General features: G+C 73.8%; 13 protein-coding genes. 1 reads left to right on the plus strand and 12 read right to left on the minus strand.

Annotation, left to right across the window (positions count from 1 at the left end):
* Positions 1 to 188: 188 nt before the first annotated feature.
* Positions 189 to 1,481 carry an XdhC family protein gene (locus ACFWPT_RS04160; RefSeq protein ID WP_380479417.1) on the plus strand — a complete coding sequence of 431 codons (1,293 nt, stop codon included), beginning with the start codon at positions 189 to 191 and terminating at the stop codon, positions 1,479 to 1,481.
* Positions 1,482 to 1,490: 9 nt separating this feature from the next.
* Here ACFWPT_RS04160 and ACFWPT_RS04165 read toward each other — a convergent pair whose 3' ends face one another.
* From ACFWPT_RS04165 to ACFWPT_RS04220, 12 genes are all read right to left on the minus strand, one after another.
* Positions 1,491 to 2,111, minus strand: coding sequence for a LysE family translocator (locus ACFWPT_RS04165; RefSeq protein ID WP_380479419.1), 621 nt, complete (start codon positions 2,109 to 2,111; stop codon positions 1,491 to 1,493).
* Positions 2,112 to 2,226: 115 nt separating this feature from the next.
* Positions 2,227 to 4,011 carry an SDR family oxidoreductase gene (locus ACFWPT_RS04170; RefSeq protein ID WP_380479421.1) on the minus strand — a complete coding sequence of 595 codons (1,785 nt, stop codon included), beginning with the start codon at positions 4,009 to 4,011 and terminating at the stop codon, positions 2,227 to 2,229.
* The gene (locus ACFWPT_RS04175; protein WP_380479424.1) at positions 4,008 to 4,871 is read right to left on the minus strand and encodes a M24 family metallopeptidase; all 864 of its coding nucleotides are present in this window, start codon (positions 4,869 to 4,871) and stop codon (positions 4,008 to 4,010) included. Before ACFWPT_RS04175 ends, ACFWPT_RS04170 begins: the two co-directional genes overlap by 4 nt.
* A 27-nt stretch (positions 4,872 to 4,898) precedes the next feature.
* Positions 4,899 to 5,984, minus strand: a complete 1,086-nt coding sequence (locus tag ACFWPT_RS04180) for a PDR/VanB family oxidoreductase (protein ID WP_380479426.1) — start codon at positions 5,982 to 5,984, stop codon at positions 4,899 to 4,901.
* 124 nt (positions 5,985 to 6,108) lie between these two features.
* Positions 6,109 to 7,026: a metal-dependent hydrolase gene (locus tag ACFWPT_RS04185; RefSeq protein WP_380479429.1), complete on the minus strand. Its 918-nt coding sequence runs from the start codon at positions 7,024 to 7,026 to the stop codon at positions 6,109 to 6,111.
* Between the two features lie 272 nt (positions 7,027 to 7,298).
* Complete coding sequence (locus tag ACFWPT_RS04190) at positions 7,299 to 8,078, minus strand: IclR family transcriptional regulator (protein ID WP_063350013.1); 780 nt, start codon at positions 8,076 to 8,078, stop codon at positions 7,299 to 7,301.
* Between the two features lie 364 nt (positions 8,079 to 8,442).
* The gene (locus ACFWPT_RS04195; protein ID WP_380479432.1) at positions 8,443 to 9,903 is read right to left on the minus strand and encodes a catalase; all 1,461 of its coding nucleotides are present in this window, start codon (positions 9,901 to 9,903) and stop codon (positions 8,443 to 8,445) included.
* 123 nt (positions 9,904 to 10,026) lie between these two features.
* Positions 10,027 to 11,286 carry an allantoicase gene (alc, locus tag ACFWPT_RS04200; protein WP_363367151.1) on the minus strand — a complete coding sequence of 420 codons (1,260 nt, stop codon included), beginning with the start codon at positions 11,284 to 11,286 and terminating at the stop codon, positions 10,027 to 10,029.
* Positions 11,287 to 11,295: 9 nt separating this feature from the next.
* Positions 11,296 to 12,699: an allantoinase AllB gene (gene allB, locus ACFWPT_RS04205; RefSeq protein ID WP_380479435.1), complete on the minus strand. Its 1,404-nt coding sequence runs from the start codon at positions 12,697 to 12,699 to the stop codon at positions 11,296 to 11,298.
* A gap of 274 nt (positions 12,700 to 12,973) precedes the next feature.
* A complete protein-coding gene (locus ACFWPT_RS04210) occupies positions 12,974 to 14,116 on the minus strand; it encodes a glycerate kinase (RefSeq protein ID WP_380479438.1) in 1,143 nt (380 codons plus the stop codon).
* 472 nt (positions 14,117 to 14,588) lie between these two features.
* Positions 14,589 to 15,476 carry a 2-hydroxy-3-oxopropionate reductase gene (locus tag ACFWPT_RS04215; protein ID WP_380479441.1) on the minus strand — a complete coding sequence of 296 codons (888 nt, stop codon included), beginning with the start codon at positions 15,474 to 15,476 and terminating at the stop codon, positions 14,589 to 14,591.
* 139 nt (positions 15,477 to 15,615) lie between these two features.
* Entirely contained in the window at positions 15,616 to 16,452 is an 837-nt protein-coding gene (locus ACFWPT_RS04220; protein ID WP_380479443.1) for a TIM barrel protein, read from the minus strand.
* Between the last annotated feature and the right edge of the window lie 70 nt (positions 16,453 to 16,522).

A 16,522-nucleotide genomic window follows, 5' to 3' on the forward strand; every position in this document is an offset into this window, starting at 1 on the left:
GAGTATCGGCGACCGACGACAACGCGGCGAGGTGCGTGCTCCGGCGTCGCGCGCCCGGCGTGATCCGAAAGAGAGCCCCTAGACCCTCCCGGCCGGACAGGACCTGGCCGCACCGCCGCCGTGCGGGAATCGTTTCCCGTACGGCGGCACCTCCCGTCTACCCTCGCTTGTGTAAGGAGCTCTCCGACATGCAGGACATCGCCGAGCAGTTGCAGGCCTGGCACGCGGCCGGGCGCGCCTTCGCCGTGGCCACCGTCGTCGGCGTCTCCGGCAGCGCGCCCCGGGACCCGGGGGCGGCCCTGGCCGTCGACGCGGCCGGCGAGGCGATCGGCAGCGTCTCCGGGGGCTGCGTCGAGGGCGCGGTCTACGAGCTGTGCCAGGCCGCCATCGAGTCCGGCGAACCCGTGCTGGAACGGTTCGGCTACAGCGACGAGGACGCCTTCGCCGTCGGCCTGACCTGCGGCGGCGTCCTCGACGTGTTCGTCCAGCCGATCCGGCCCGGGGCCGACGACGGGCTCGACGCCGGCATCGCCTACATCGCCTCCGGCACCCCGGTCGCGCTCGCCCGGGTGATCGCCGGGCCCGGCGGACTCGTCGGCGCCACCGTCGCCGTCACCGCCGACACCCACCACGGCGCCCTCTCCCCCGCCCTCTCCCCCGCCCTCCCCCCTGCCTTCCCTCCCGCCCCCTCGACGGCCCAGCCGTCGCCCGCCGCCGCCCCTGCGGCGACGCGCCCCGCGCGACACCTCCTGGCCGCGCTCGAACAGGCGGTCGTCACCGAGGCCCGGGCCATGCTCGACGCCGGACGCACCGGCCGGATCGTGCTCGGCCTCGACGGACGCCCCTGCGACGACCGCGACCAGGGCACCGTCACCTGCTTCGTCGAGTCCTACGTGCCCGCACCGCGGATGCTCGTCTTCGGCGCCATCGACTTCGCCGCCGCCGTCGTCCGGATCGGCCGCTTCCTCGGCTACCGCGTCACCGTCTGCGACGCCCGGCCCGTCTTCGCCACGAAGCAGCGCTTCCCCGAGGCCGACGAGGTCGTCGTCGACTGGCCGCACCGCTACCTCGACTCCCAGCTCGACCGGATCGACGGGCGCACCGTGCTCTGCGTGCTCACCCACGACGCCAAGTTCGACATCCCGCTGCTGGAACGCGCCCTGCGGCTGCCGGTCGGCTACGTCGGCGCGATGGGCTCGCGCCGCACCCACCGCGACCGCGAGGCGCGGCTGCGCGAGGTCGGGCTCACCGAGGCCGAGATCGGCCGGCTGCGCTCCCCCATCGGCCTCGACCTCGGCGCCCGCACCCCCGAGGAGACGGCCGTGTCCGTCGCCGCCGAGATCATCGCCCACCGGCGCGGCGGCAGCTGCCTGCCGCTCAACGCCGGGGACGGCCCGATCCACCACGAGGCACCGGCCACCCCCGAGGAACCCCGGGCGGCGCGACAGGCACGACGCACGCGACGGACGCACGCCGCCTGAGGCCGGCGGTCAGTCGCTCAGCGCCAGCTTCACGCCGAAGCCCACCACCACCGCGCCGGTCACCCGGTCCATCAGCCTCCGGGCAGCCGGGCGACGCAACCAGCCGCGCAGCGCCTGGGCGAAGCCGACCAGGACCGCCGACCACAGCACGCCCTCCACCACGTGGACGCAGGTGAGCGCCACCCCGGCGGCGAAGTGCGGGGCCCCGGTGGGGATGAACTGCGGCAGCACGGCCACGTAGAACACCCCGACCTTCGGGTTCAGCAGATTGGTCAGCGTGCCGCGCCGCCAGCCGTACCCGAAGCCGCCCTCGGCCGGCTCCTCCTCGGCCGCCGCCTCCCCGCCCCGGCTGCGCAGCATGCCGACGCCCATCCACACCAGGTACGCGGCCCCGCCCCAGCGCAGCACCTCGTACGCCACCTGCGAGGCAGTGAGCAGCGCCGTCACCCCGGCCGAGGTCAGCGTCCCCCAGACCAGCGTCCCGGTCTGGATCCCCAGCACCACCCCCCACGCCTGACGCCGCCGCCCGAGCGCGGACGTGCGCAGCACCAGCGCGGTATCGAGCCCGGGTGTGAGCGTGAGCAGCCCCACGACGAGGGCGAAGGACCACAGAGCCGTTGTCATCTCCATGGGCCTCGATACTCTCACAGGCCCGATGGGGCCCTCGGGTCAACCTCCCGGAGCGAAGCGGGCCTGCGATATACGGGAGCAAGTCTGGCCGATACCGCAGGCCCGCATGGGCCGCTCAGGTGACGTTGAGGCGGGCTGCCAGGCGCAGGAGGCCGGGGCTGAGGCGGGAGAGGAAGCGGGCGGCCTTGGCCTCGGGGGTGACGGGGACGACCGGCTTGCCGGTGCGGACGGCGGTGAGGATGGCGGTGGCGACCTTCTCCGGGGGGAAGCCGCGGCGGGCGTAGAGCCTGGCGGCGCGGGCCTGCTTGGCGGCCTGCTGGTCGGCGGTGGTCGCGGAGAAGGTGGAGGTGCGGGTGATGTTGGTGTTGACGATGCCCGGGCAGATGGTGGAGACGCCGATGCCGTGCCCGGCGAGTTCGGCGCGCAGGCAGTCCGAGAGCATGAACACCGCGGCCTTGCTGGTCGCGTACGCGGTGAGCGCCTTGGACGGCAGGTAGGCGGCGGCCGAGGAGACGTTGACCAGGTGGCCGCCGCGGCCGCGGTCGGCCATCAGCGTGCCGAAGGCGCGGCAGCCGTGGATGACGCCCCAGAGGTTGACGTCCAGGACGCGCTGCCACTCCTTCTCGGTGGTCTGCAGGAACGTCCCGGAGTGGCCGATGCCGGCGTTGTTGACCACCACGTCGGGCACCCCGTGCTCCTCCGCGACCGTCTGGGCGAAGGCGTCCACCGCAGCGCCGTCGGCGACGTCCACCCGGTAGGCGTGCGCCTGCGGGCCGAGCAGCGAGGCGAGTTCGGCGGTGCGCTCGGCGGCGGCGAGGTCGAGGTCGCAGACCACGACGCGGGCGCCGTCCTCGGCGAAGGCGAGCGCGGTGGCCCGGCCGATGCCGCTGCCGCCGCCGGTGACGACGACCAGCCGGCCGTCGCCCTGCTCCTGGGCGGGCTCGGCGGTCCCGCATTCGATGCGGGCGGTGAACTCGCGGACCATCTCGGCCACGGTGGCTCCCTTCTCCAGCAGCGCCGACCAGTGGCCGGCGTGCAGCGTCCGTCGGGTCAGCTCGGGCACCCAGCGTTCCAGCCCCTCGGAGAGGAACGGGGCGACGTAGCGGTCCCGGGTGAGGGTGATCAGCTGGACCGGCACCTGCGTCGGCCGCTCGCGCGGACTGCGCAGCGTGGGACGGAAGTTGGCCCGGTACAGCTCGATGCCGCGGACGGCGTCGCGGCGCAGGCCGGGCTGCGGGTGGTCGGGCCGCGGGGTGACCTGCTCCAGGTCGCGCAGCACCCGCGGCCAGGCCCGGGCCAGGCCCAGGCGCCACACGCCGGGGGCGAGGAAGGGCAGGTGGAAGGCGGTGATGTACCAGGAGTGCAGGCCCTGGTGGAGGAGTTGGCGCAGGTGGCGCGGGGTGGGCCGGCGCATCCGGTGGCGCAGCCAGTAGCCCATGTGGTCCAGGCAGGGGCCGGACATGGTGGTGTACGAGGCGATCCGCCGCTCGGAGCCGGGCTCGGTGACGGCCTCCCAGGACTGCAGCGAGCCCCAGTCGTGGGCGACCACGTGCACCGGGCGGTCGGGGCTGACGGCGTCGGCGACCGCGAACAGGTCGGCGGCCAGGTGCTGCAGCCGGTAGCCGTCCCGGGTGGCGGGTACTCCGGACTCGCCGGCGCCGCGCACGTCGTAGCGGACCACGTGGTGGTCGCGGGCGAGGTCGGCGGCGACGTCGTCCCAGACCGCGTGGGTGTCCGGGTAGCCGTGCACCAGGAGGACGGTGGGGGCGGCCGGGTCGCCCTGTTCGAAGACGGCGAGCGGGAGGCCGTCGGAGCGCACGGTGCGGCGGCGCGCGGGCGGGGCGGCCGGCGCCTTCGGGGCAGCTGCGGCCTTCGGGGCGTCTGCGGCGGGGGTGGTCATCGGGCGGCCTCCAGGGCAACGTCGTGGGCGGCGCCCGCCGTCCAGCGGCGGACGTGCGGCAGGTCGTCGTCGAGCCAGTGGGCGTCGTCCTCGGTGACCACCAGCAGTTCCTCGAACTTGATGCCCACGCCGCGGAAGCCGATGTGCGGCTCGACCGCCCACAGGCCCGGGGTGGGCGCGTGCCGGGACGACCGGCCGTCCGCCCAGAGCGGTGAACGGCCTTGCAGGCGCTCGGAGATCAGCTCGCGCCCGAGGGTCTGCAGGGTGCGCACGCCGAAGCCGAGGACGTTGACCCCGGCCGGGCCGCGCACGGTGGTGCGGGTGACCTGATGGCCGATCACCCGGCCCGGGTAGACCTGGTGGCGGTTGTCGTAGCCGTGCGCGGCGATCTGCGCGTCCACGGCCGCGTACACCTCGTCGAGCGGACGGCGGGCGCGCACCTCGGCGAGGATCAGCTCGCGGTACACCTGGAGGTCGGCGGCCAGGCGGTCCCAGACCCGGTTCTCACCGACCTTGCCGCCGTAGCCGATGTCGGCGGTGTAGCCGTCGACGATGGGCGCGCAGTCCAGGACGTACGGCATGCCCTCCTCCAGGCGGCGGTTGCCGGCGAAGAACTGGAGCGGGGTGTGGAAGTGCCGGAAGGCCGTGCGGTCGCCGAACCAGGCGAACGGGACGTGGAAGAAGTCCTGCACCCCGGCGGCGACCAGGCGGCGGCGCAGTTCGGCGGTGGCCTGGCGCTCGGTGACGCCCGGTTCGATCCAGGCGGCGACCTGTTCGGCGCAGTCGTAGGCGAGTTGCTGGGTCTCGCGGAAGCGGGCGAGGTCGCGCTCGTCGTAGGGGAAGGTCGGGGGGTTCGCCATCGGGGCTCCTTCTACAGGTCGAGCACGCTACAGGTCGAGCACCAGGGTCTCGCCCTCGGCGGCCCGGGAGACGCAGGGCAGCACGGCGCCGGCGGCACGCTGCTCGGGGGTGAGCCTGCGGTCCCGGTGCTCGGGCGTACCGGCCAGCAGGCGGACCTCGCAGGTGCCGCAGAAGCCCTGGTGGCAGGAGTACGGGAGGTCGGGGCGGGCTTCGCGCAGCACGTCCAGGGCGGAGCGGTCGGCGGGGACGTCCAGCGCCGGGCCGTCGACGCCCAGCCGCAGGGCGAAGGGCTCGCCGCCGATGATCGGGGCGGCGCCGAAGCGCTCGAAGTGCAGGGCGGTGGACGGGGATTCGTCCAGGGCGCGCTGCACGGCGGTGAGCATCGGGGCCGGGCCGCAGCAGTAGACGGCGGCGCCGTGCGGGGCGTGGGCGAGCAGGTCGGCGCCGGTCGGCACGCCGTGCTCGTCGTCGGTGCGCAGCACCACCCGGCGCGGGTCGAGGGCGCGCAGCTCGTCCGCGTACGGGAGGGTGTCGGCGCTGCGGCCGACGTGCACCAGGCGCCAGTCCAGGCCGTGCCGCTGCGCCTCGCGGGCCATCGGGAGCAGCGGGGTGATGCCGATGCCGCCGGCGAGCAGCAGGACGGCGGGCTCGGCGCAGAAGGCGAAGCCGTTGCGCGGGCGGCGGGCGGTGAGGCGGCTGCCGGGGTGCAGGGTGTCGTGGATCTCGACGGAGCCGCCGCCGCCCTCGGGCAGTCGCCGTATGGCGATCCGGTAGGCGGCGCGGTCGGCGGGGTCGCCGCAGAGCGAGTAGTGGCGTTCGCGGCCGGAGGGCAGGGCGAGGCGCAGGTGGGCGCCGGGCTGCCAGCCGGGGAGCGGGCCGCCGGAGGGGTCGGCGAGTCGCAATTCGACGACGTCGGAGGCGAGTTGGCGGCGGGCGGCGACGACCAGCTGGAGCGGCGGGGTGGGGCGGCTGAGCGGGCGGCGGGGGTTGCGGCGCAGCAGGGGGCTGCCGAGAGCCGGGGTGTAGCGGTCGCCGAAGGCGGTGAGCCGGCGCATGAACGCGTCGGCGCGGGGGCGGCCGTAGAGGTCGGGGGGCGGGTCGAGCAGGTCCATCCGGCGGTCCTTGGCGTCTGGGAGGGGGGCGCGGGCGGCGGGTGACAAGTTTCAGAGTTCAGATTTCAGATAACAGATAACGTTTTCTGTTATCTGTTATCTGAAATCTGTCGTCTGAACTCTGTCAGTGGCCCCCTGCCGCCGCGCGGGCGGCCGGGGAGGCGGCGAGGTAGCCGAGGGCCTGGCTGGAGGAGCCCTCCTGGGTGGGGTGGTAGCCGGGCCGCAGGTAGCGCAGGCCGGAGCGGATCGACCGGATCGGATCGGGCAGCAGACCACGCTTGGCGATCTTGCCGGCCTCGCGCCAGGTGGGCTTGAGCCGTCCGCCGAGGGTGGGGTCGGCGGCGAGCAGGAAGCGGGCGCCGCGCACCCAGAGGTGGACGAGCAGCGGCCCGGAGACCGCCATGCCGCGGACCCGGCGCAGGTAGCCGGGGTCGAGGTGGACCATCAGGTCGAAGGCGACGCTGCGGTGTTCGACCTCCTCGGCGCCGTGCCAGCGCAGCAGGTCGAGCATCGTCGGGTCGGCCTTGGCGCGGTCCAGGCCAGGGGAGTTGAGCGCCCAGTTGCCGAGGAAGGCGGTGAAGTGCTCGATCGCCGCCACGAAGGCGACCCGCTCGATGAGGTTCTCGCGTCGCCGCGCGGGGCTGAGCCCGGGCTTGTCGCCGAGGACGCGCTGGAACAGCCAGGCGATCTGCCGGACGTACGGGCGCGGGTCGAGCCCCTGGCCGAGCAGGTGGTCGAGGACCTCCTGGTGCGCCTCGGCGTGGATGGCCTCCTGGCCGATGAACCCGAGGACCTCCTCGCGCAGTTGCTCGTCGCGGATGAGCGGCAGCGCCTCCTTGAAAACCTTGACGAACCAGCGCTCGCCCTCGGGCAGCAGCAGGTGCAGCACGTTGATGACGTGGGTGGCCATCGGCTCGTCGGGGATCCAGTGCAGCGGCAGCCGGTCCCAGTCGAAGCGGACGTCCCGGGGTTCGAGGACGAGGCTGTCGTGGACGCGCGCGGCGGGGACGGCAAGGGCGGGTACGGGGGTTGAGCGGGGCACGGCAGGCCCTCCTGACCTCGGGGCGGCGGCTCGACTCAGGGAAACGTACTCGCGGGTAGCGGCCGGGACAAGGGGTTCGGCGACTCTTATCGACATCGAGTCTAATAAGTGACGCACTCCGGGGCCGTCACCGGAAACGCTTGCGAACGGACGCGCCCGTGAACGAACACGCCTGCGAACCGTCATGTCCGTGAACCAACACGCCCGCGGACAAACACGCGAGCCCCGCCGGATCACTCGGATCCGGCGGGGCCCACGGGAGCGACCGGCCGTCAGACCGCCATCGCCAGCATCAGCGGCGCCGCCCGGGCCGCCAGCAGTTCGGCGGCGGCCTTCAGCTTGTGCACGTTGTCCACCGGCATCGACGTGGCCAGGCAGCCGACCGTGCTGCCCGCCGTGATCGGGACGGCCGCGCACACCGTACCGAGCGCGTACTCCTGGATGTCCAGCACCGGCACGGTGGCCGGCTGCCGCTCCAGCCGGTGCATCAGCTGGTCGGCGTCGGTGACGGTCCGGGAGGTGAGCCGGGCCACCGGGTGGCGGGAGAGGTGGTCCCAGCGGGCGTCCGCGTCGAGCTGGCCGAGCAGGCACTTGCCGATCGCGCTGGCGTGCGCGGTGGCCCGGAAGTCCACCCACTCCTGCACGGCCGGCGCATACTCGGCCGCGGACACCGCCTCCACCGACAACTCGCCGTCGTGGTAGCGGGTGAAGTACACTGCCGCACCCAACTCGTCGCGCAGCTCGGCGAGTTTGCGGTTCAGCCGGGCCTTCACCAGCTGCTCCCGGTTGTGCTGGCCGAGCAGGGCGAAGGTGCCGCCGAGCACCCAACCGCCGTCCTGGCACTGGAGGTAGCCCTCGATCTCCAGGATCTCCGCGAGCTGCCGGACGGTCGGCAGGCCGAGCGAGGTCTCCCGCGCGAGGGCGACCAGGGTGGCACCGTCAGGGTGCCGGTCGACGGCCTCCAGCAGTCTGAGGGCGTGCTGCAGGGAGGTGAACGGGCCGGCGAGGCCCTGGTCCAGCGCGGCGTGGCGACCCGGGGCTGGTGTCGACATGTCGTCCCCTTCCGATGTCCCCCCACGGAGCGACCGCGGGCGCCCTCCAGCCTATCGACCCGGCGGGCCCGGCGACTGCCGTCCGTGAATATCCGTGAACATTCCGTGGAGCACCCACCGATCGCCTGGAAGAACGGTAGTGGAGGACAGCACGACGGGCCCCTCCCCCACTGCCCGCGGAGAGGAGCCCGTCCCGCGGCCGCCGGGTTGCGGGGCCCCGGCGGCCGGTGGGGGCGGGTCAGTCGGTCAGCGGGGCGTCACGCGTGGCGCGCCACGACGGGGTGTCCCAGCCCTCGTTGCGCGAGGCGCGCCATAGCGGGATGGCTCAGCCCTCGTTGCACGTGGCACGCCATAGCGAGGTGGCTCAGCCCTCGTCGCCCGCCCGCAGCTTGGCGACGGCCGCCTCCAGGCGGGCGCCGTACTCCTCGTCCGCGGCGTGGAAGTGGGCGAGGTTCTTCTCGACCACGTCGTCGCGGCTCACCTTGGCGAGGAAGCCCGCGATGTTGTCGATCAGCCGGGTCCTCTCGCCCGCGGACATCAGCCGGTACAGTTCGCCGGCCTGGAAGAAGTCGTCGTCCTTGGTGTGGGCCGGCGTGGTGTAGGTGCCCGTGTAGCCGTCCAGCCGGACCGGCGCGGCGAGCGCGGTGTCGGTCTGGGCGGGGCCGTCGTACGAGTTGGGCTCGTAGTTCTTGCCGCGGCCGGACTTGTTGACGGCGTGGAGGCCGTCGCGGCCGTAGTTGTCCGCCTCGGTGGCGCGCGGGGCGTTCACCGGCAGCTGGGTGTGGTTGACGCCGAGGCGGTAGCGCTGGGCGTCGGCGTAGGCGAACAGGCGGCCCTGGAGCATCTTGTCCGGGGAGGGGCCGATGCCGGGCACGAAGTTGTTCGGCGAGAACGCGGACTGCTCGACGTCGGCGAAGACGTTCTCCGGGTTCCTGTTGAGCACCAGGCGGCCGACCTTGACCAGCGGGTAGTCGGCGTGCGGCCACACCTTGGTGAGGTCGAACGGGTTGAAGCGGTAGTCCGCGGCCTCGGCCACCGGCATCAGCTGGACGTAGAGGGTCCAGGACGGGAACACGCCGCGCTCGATGGCCTGGTGCAGGTCGCGCTGGTGCGAGTCGGCGTCGGCGCCGAGCACCTCGGCGGACTGGTCGCCGTCCAGCGAGCGGATGCCCTGGTTGGTCTTGAAGTGGTACTTGACCCAGTAGGCGTCGCCCTCGGCGCTGACCCACTGGTAGGTGTGCGAGCCGTAGCCGTTCATGTGGCGGTAGGAGGCCGGGATGCCGCGGTCGCCGAACAGCCAGGTGATCTGGTGGGTCGAGGCGGGCGAGTGGGCCCAGAAGTCCCAGACGTTGTCCGCCTCCTGCACGCCGGTGTACGGGTCACGCTTCTGCGAGTGGATGAAGTCGGGGAACTTGAGCGGGTCCTTGATGAAGAACACCGGGGTGTTGTTGCCGACCAGGTCGTAATTGCCCTGCGCGGTGTAGAACTTCAGCGCGAAGCCGCGCGGGTCGCGCACCGCGTCGCTGGAGCCCAGGTTGCCGGCCACGGTGGAGAACCGCAGGAAGACCTCGGTGCGCTTGCCGACCTCGGCGAGGAAGTCCGCGCGGGTGTACTGCGACACCTCGTCGGTGACCTCGAAGTAGCCGTACGCACCGGAGCCGCGGGCGTGCACGACGCGCTCCGGGATGCGCTCGCGGTTGAAGCGGGCCAGCTTCTCCAGCAGCTGCTGGTCCTGGATCAGCAGCGGACCGTACTCGCCGGCCGAGGCCGAGTTCTGGTTGTCGGCGACCGGGGCGCCGGACTCCGTGGTCAGGATCTTGGACATGGAGGGGTCCTTCAGGTGTCGATAAAAGCGGTGCGTGGAGAGTGATGTGACGTGTCGTCAGTTTCTCGGCGCGCGCAGGGCTCCGCCTGATCGCCGAACGGGCGCCGGATCGCCGAACGGGCGTCAGGCGCCCAGCAGGCGCCACACCGCCGAGCGGCGGCGGGAGGAGTGCTCGCCGTCGGGGCCGTCGGCGGGCCGGAGCGCGGCGACGGCGCCGGCGGCCGCGGCCTGGTCCGCCAGCGGGCGGGCGGCGGTCAGCGCGGCGGCCTCGTCGGCGGTCAGGCCGGCCTCGGTGAGGGCCGCAGCGGCCTCGGCGGCCGGGACGGCGTTGAACCAACGCAGCGCGAGGGCCGCGCGGCCGGCCTCGGTGAGACGGCCGGTGAGCCGGAGGCGGGCGAGGCCGCCGTCCGGGTGGACGTTGATGCGCACGTGGGTCACCGGGCGGCCGGCGTCGAGCCGGAAGCGGTGCCGGGTGTCGGGCTGCAGGCGGGTGCGGGGCAGGATCTCGAACCATTCGCCGTCGGCCGGGTCCGCCCCGGTCGAGGCGTCGAAGCCGACGAGGTCGGCCCAGCCGGGGGCATTGGCGACGAAGTGGGTGGTGTCCACCTCGGCGGCCAGGGCCTCACCGCCCCCGGCCAGGGCGATCTGCACCCAGTCGTTGGCCTTGTCGCGCCGACGCCGGGTCTCCCAGCCCTCGCCCATGACGGAGGCGCGACCGGGAGCGTTCAGGTTGTGCGGGGAGGAGAAGTAGCGGTCGGACGCCGCCTCGGCCACGCCGCCGTACTCCTGGGCGGCCAGGTCGAAGGTTAGGCCGTCCAGTTCGCGCGGGTCGGGCAGCACCTCGCCGTGGACGCGCAGCCGGGCGACGCCGCCGTCCGGGAAGATGTTGAGGCGGATGTGGGTGTAGCGGTTGGCGTCCTCGACGGCGAACTCGTGGGCGGTGTCGCCCTGGAGCGGGGTGCGCGGCACCAGCGTGGTCCACTCGGCGTCCGCCACTTCCTCGGGCGAGGGGTGGCCGGGCACGGAGGCGGCCTCGACGGAGGCGCTCTCCGGGTAGTTGCCGGTGAAGTGGGCGGTGTCCACGACCAGGCCGCGGACCACACCGCCGGCGCCGAGCCGGACGATCGCCCAGTCGTGGTCCTGGTCGGTGGGGTGGGGCTGGTCGGCGGAGACGCCGCGGCGGCGCTTGGACTCCCAGCCGTCCATGATCTGGCCCTTGTGGCCGAAGGTGTGCGGGCGGAACTCGGCAGGCTTGGCGACCAGGAGGTTCTCGGCGTCGGCGAAGGTGTCCTCGTTGGTGGCGACGACGCCCGCGCCGAGCAGCCGCGAGGCCAGGTTGACCAGCTCGGTGAAGGGAGCGCTCGGGGTGTCGGCAGTGGTCACGAAGTCTCCTCAGGACGGGCGATCGGACGGGGTGGTGGGGGCGGCGGCGGGCCGGGTGAGCGGGCGGCCGAAGGGCTCGGTCGAGACGTCCACCGCGCGGCCGCGCAGCCAGGTGGTGCGGACCGCGCCGGTCAGCGTCCGGCCCGCGTACGGGGTCACGGGGTTGCGGTGGTGCAACTCGCGGGGGTGGACGGCGAATTCGCCGTCGGGGTCGAAGGCGACCAGGTCGGCGTCGCAGCCCGCCGCGATGGCGCCCTTGACCCCGGTGAGGCCGGCGAGTTCGGCCGGTCCGGCGGACATCCAGCGGACCACGTCGGCGAGGCCGTGGCCGCGGCGGCGGGCCTCCGTCCAGATCGCCGGCAGGCCCAGTTGCAGGGAGGCGATGCCGCCCCAGGCGGCCGCGAAGTCACCGCTGCCGCCGTACTCGGGCAGCAGCTTGAGGTCGGGGGTGGAGGGCGAGTGGTCGGAGACGACGGCGATGAACTCGCCGTCCGCCAGGGCCTGCCAGAGCAGGTCGCGGTTGGTCTCGTCGCGGATCGGCGGGCAGCACTTGAAGGCGGTGTCGCCGTCCGGCACCTGCTCGGCCGCCAGGGTCAGGTAGTGCGGGCAGGTCTCGGCGGTCACCTGGACGCCGTCCTCGCGGGCCTGGCGCAGCAGCGGCAGCACGGCGGCGGAGGAGACGTGCAGGATGTGGACGCGGGCGCCGGTGCGCCGGGCGGTGTCGAGCAGGACGGCGACGGCGGCGGTCTCCGCGTCGGCGGGGCGGGAGGCGAGGAAGTCGCGGTAGTGGACGCCGGGTTGCTGCGGGGCGGCGGCCAGCACGGCCGGGTCCTCGGCGTGGATGATCGCCAGCGCCCCGAGCCGGGCCTGCTCGGCCAGCGCGGCCTCCAGGTCCGCGGCCTCGACGTGCGGGAACTCGTCGACGCCGGAGGGGGCGAGGAAGCTCTTGAAGCCGAACACGCCGGCCTCGTGCAGCGGCGCGAGGTCCGGGACGTTGCCGGGGACGGCGCCGCCCCAGAAACCGAGGTCGACCCAGGCCTGGCCGTCCGCGGCCTTCCGCTTTGCGGCCAGGCCGTCCAGCGTGGTGGTGGGCGGGACGGAGTTGAGCGGCATGTCGATGATCGTGGTGACGCCGCCGGCCGCGGCGGCCCGGGTGGCGGTGGCGAAGCCCTCCCACTCGGTGCGGCCGGGCTCGTTGACGTGCACGTGGGTGTCGACCAGGCCGGGCAGCAGGGCGGTGTCGCCGAGGTCGGCGAGGCCGCCGTCGCCGCCGGGTCGGTCGCCCGCGAGGAGCGAGCCGTACGCGGCGACCTGCTCGATCTTCCCGTCCCGGATCAGCACGTCGGCGGGGCGCTCACCGTCGGGCAGGAGCACCCGTCGGGAGCGGATCACCGCTGGCTGGCTGAAAGGCATGGGAGACCTCCGAAACCTGGAAGTTGGGGGTGGGCGCCGGGCAGGAACCGGGCTTGAACCGGGCGGGGAACCGGGAGGGAACCGGGCGGGGAACCGGGAGGGAACCGGGCGGGGAAGCGAAGGATTGCCGGGAGCCTAGGCCCGCCTTCAACAAAACGTCAATGGAGGAACGTGCGAGGGAAACGTACGGGGGATCCGCACGCCCCATCGGCATGAGGGATCGGCCCGACCGATCGGCGTGCGGGACCGGGGTGCGGCGGATCGGCACGAGGGATCAGCCGGCCAGCAGCTCGCCCGCCAGCCGCTCCCCCGCGACCTCGGCCAGCTCGCCGGCCTTGGTCATGCTGTCCCCCGGCCGCTCGGCGAGGTCGGTGAGGGCGATCGCGGCGGTGAACCCGGCGGCCCGCCACTCGGGCTCGGACAGCTCCAGCCGCCCCGCCACGGCAGCTACCCGAACCCCCGCCCGGGCGGCCGCCGCGGCAACGCCGGCGGGGGCCTTGCCGTGGAGCGTCTGCGCGTCCAGACAGCCCTCGCCGGTCACGACGAGGCGTGCCCCACGCACGGCCTCGTCGAAACCCAGCAGTTCGAGCAGCAGCTCGATACCGGGTCGCATGGTGGCGCCGAGCAGCGCGAGGGCGGCGAAGCCCACCCCGCCGGCGGCCCCGGCGCCGGGGGCGTCACGCACGTCCCGTCCGGTGGCCAGGGCGACCTGGTCGGCGAAGCGGGTCAGGCCCTCCTCCAGGATCACCAGGTCGTCGCCGTCGGCGCCCTTCTGCGGGCCGTAGACGGCGGTGGCGCCGCGCGGGCCGAGCAGCGGGTTGTCCACGTCGCAGGCCACGACGATCTCGACGCCGGCCAGCACGTCGGCCAGCGGGCCGGGCTCGATCCGGTCGAGCCTGCGCAACGCGGCTCCGCCGGGGGGCAGTTCGGCGCCCTCGGCGTCGAGCAGGCGGGCCCCGAGGGCCTGGACCATGCCCGCGCCGCCGTCGGTGCAGGCGCTGCCGCCGAGGCCGAGCACGATCCGTTTGGCGCCGAGCGCCACGGCCCGGCCGATCAGCTGACCGACGCCGTAGGAGCCGGCCGCGAGCGGGGCGGTGCGGCCGCCGGGGAGCCGGGCGAGACCGGAGGACTGCGCGAGCTCGACCACGGCGGTGTCCTCCCGCACGGCCAGCGCGGCGTCCACCGGCAGGCCGGTCGGGCCGGCCACCTTGGCCGGGACGCGGGTGAAGCCGGCCGCGAGCGCGGCGGCCAGGGTGCCCTCGCCGCCGTCGGCGACGGGCAGTTCGCGCACCTCGACGCCGGGCGCGGCGCGCCGGACGCCGGCGGCGATCCGGGCGGCGACCTCGGCGCCCTCCAGGGTGCCCTTGAACTTGTCGGGAGCTACGACCACATGGCCCTGGTGGGGGGTGACGGGCATGGTGCGGTCCTCACTTCCGTACGGGGTCTGGCGATGTTTCGACAGCCTGTGCCAAGCATGGGCCCGGGTGCACCTGGGGTGCGACCCCCCGTCAGGAGAAACGCCCCCGCTCGGGAGACTCGGGAGATACGCCCCCGGTCAGGAGATACGCCTCCGGTCAGGAGATACGCCTCCCGCCGGGAGGGTGCGACTCCCGTCGGGAGGTGCGACCCCCTCCCCGCCGTTCCCCTCGTCCCGCTTCCGACGTACGAGAGGCTCCCCTCGGCGGGGAGGGGGCCAGGCGAGGCGTACCGGCACGACCGAAGTGCCCCCGACAGGGGAGTACGCCTCACCGGCTGGATCGACCGGCGGGCGGGCGGATGAGCCCCGGTCCCGGCCGCCGGTCGGGTCTGGCCTCCTGGCGGCGCGGGCACGACCGGATGAGGTACACGCCACCAGGAGGAGTTCACGAAGGCCCGAGGAGCCCCGGGGCCTACTTGACCTCGCGGCCCGAGAGGCGCTCGACACCGCGCAGCAGCGCCGAGTGGTCGAGCGAGCCGTCGCCGTTGGCGCGGGCGGAGGCGACCAACTGGGCCACCACGGCGCCGACCGGCAGCGCGGCGCCCACGGCGCGGGCGGCGTCGGTGACGATGCCCATGTCCTTGTGGTGCAGGTCGATCCGGAAGCCGGGGGCGAACTCGCGGTCGACCATGTTCGCCTTCTTGCGGTTCAGCACGGTCGAACCGGCCAGGCCGCCACCGAGCACGTCCAGCGCGGCGGGCAGGTCGACGCCGGCGTTCTCCAGGAACACCACGGCCTCGGCGAGCACCTGGATGTTGACGGCGACGATCAGCTGGTTGGCGGCCTTGACGGTCTGGCCGGCGCCGGACGGGCCGACGTGGATGACCGTGGTGCCCAGGACGTCGAACAGCGGCTTGGCCTCGGCGAAGTCCTCGGCGGCGCCGCCGACCATGATCGACAGCACCGCCTCGACGGCACCGGCCTCGCCACCGGAGACCGGGGCGTCCAGGGTGCGCACGCCCTTCTCCTTGGCGGCCGCCTCGACCTTCTGGGAGGTCTGCGGGGTGATCGAGGACATGTCGATCACGAGGGTGCCGGGCCTGGCGTTCTCCAGCACGCCGCCCTCGCCCAGGACGGCCTGCTCGACGTGCGGGTCCGCCGGAACCATGGTGATGACGACCTCGGCGTCCTTCACCGCGTCCGCGATGCTGGTGGCGCCGTGGCCGCCGGCCGCGACCAGGGCGTCGATCTGCGGCTGGGTGAGGTTGTAGCCGGTGACGTGGTGGCCGGCCTTGACCAGGTTGGCGGCCATCGGGCTGCCCATGATGCCGAGGCCGATGAAGGCGATCTTGCGGCTCATCGCGTCGTTCCTTACGTCGTTCGTGGGGTGGGGAGGGTGGTGGGCCGGGCTTGCTCGGCGGCGTGTGGCCCGCCTACGCAGCGGTGCCGTGCCCGCTCACACGGCGGCGGTGCTCGCCTACTCGGCGACTGCTCGGCGGCTACTCGGCGGCGCGGTGCTCGCGCGGCAGCCACCCGAAGCTGTCGGCGCTGACGCCGGTGGAGGGGCGGTACTCCAGGCCGATCGGGCCGGTGTAGCCGGCGGCGGTGAGCCGGGCGAAGAGGTCCTCGAAGTCCAGCCCGCCGGTGCCGGGCTCGTTGCGGCCCGGGTTGTCGGCGATCTGCACGTGGCCGAACCGGTCGGCGTAGGCGTCGATGACGGCCGGCAGGTCCTCGCCGTTCCTGGCCAGGTGGTACAGGTCGCAGAGGAACTTCGCGTTGCCCAGGCCGGTGGCGGCGTTGACCTTGTCGACCACCTCGACCGCGGCGGCCGCGGAGACCAGCGGGTAGTCCGGGGACTCCGCCGTGTTGAGGGCCTCGATCAGCAGGATCGCACCGATCTCGTGCGCGGCCCCGGCGGCGAGCACCAGGTTCTCCAGCGCGAGGGCGTCCTGCTCGGCGGCCTCGACGCCTTCGATCCGGTTGCCGTACAGCGCGTTGAGCGCCTTGGCGCCGAGCGAGGCGGCGAGCCCCGCGGCGACCGGGACGTTGGCCCGGAAGCGGTCCTTCTCGGAGGGCACCGAGACGGTGCCGCGGGCCCCGAGGGTGAGGTCGTCCAGGAAGTTGAGGCCGGTGAGCCGCACGCCCGCGTCGCCGAAGGCCTTGCGGAGGGTGTCCAGCTCGGCTTCGGACGGGGTGGGCTCGGCGCCGAAGGGCCACCACAGCTCGGCGGCGGTGAAACCGGCGGCGGCGGCCGCGGCGGGACGCTCCAGCAGCGGCAGTTCGCCGAACAGGATCGACAGGTTGACCGTGAAGCTGTGTCGGGAAGCGGCCGTCACGTCACTCACCTCTCACTCTCTTCCGAGATCCGCAACTTCCACGATCCGGAAGAGGGATTCTGCTTGGTGG

Source organism: Kitasatospora sp. NPDC058478, assembly GCF_042720345.1.
Classification (GTDB): domain Bacteria; phylum Actinomycetota; class Actinomycetes; order Streptomycetales; family Streptomycetaceae; genus Kitasatospora.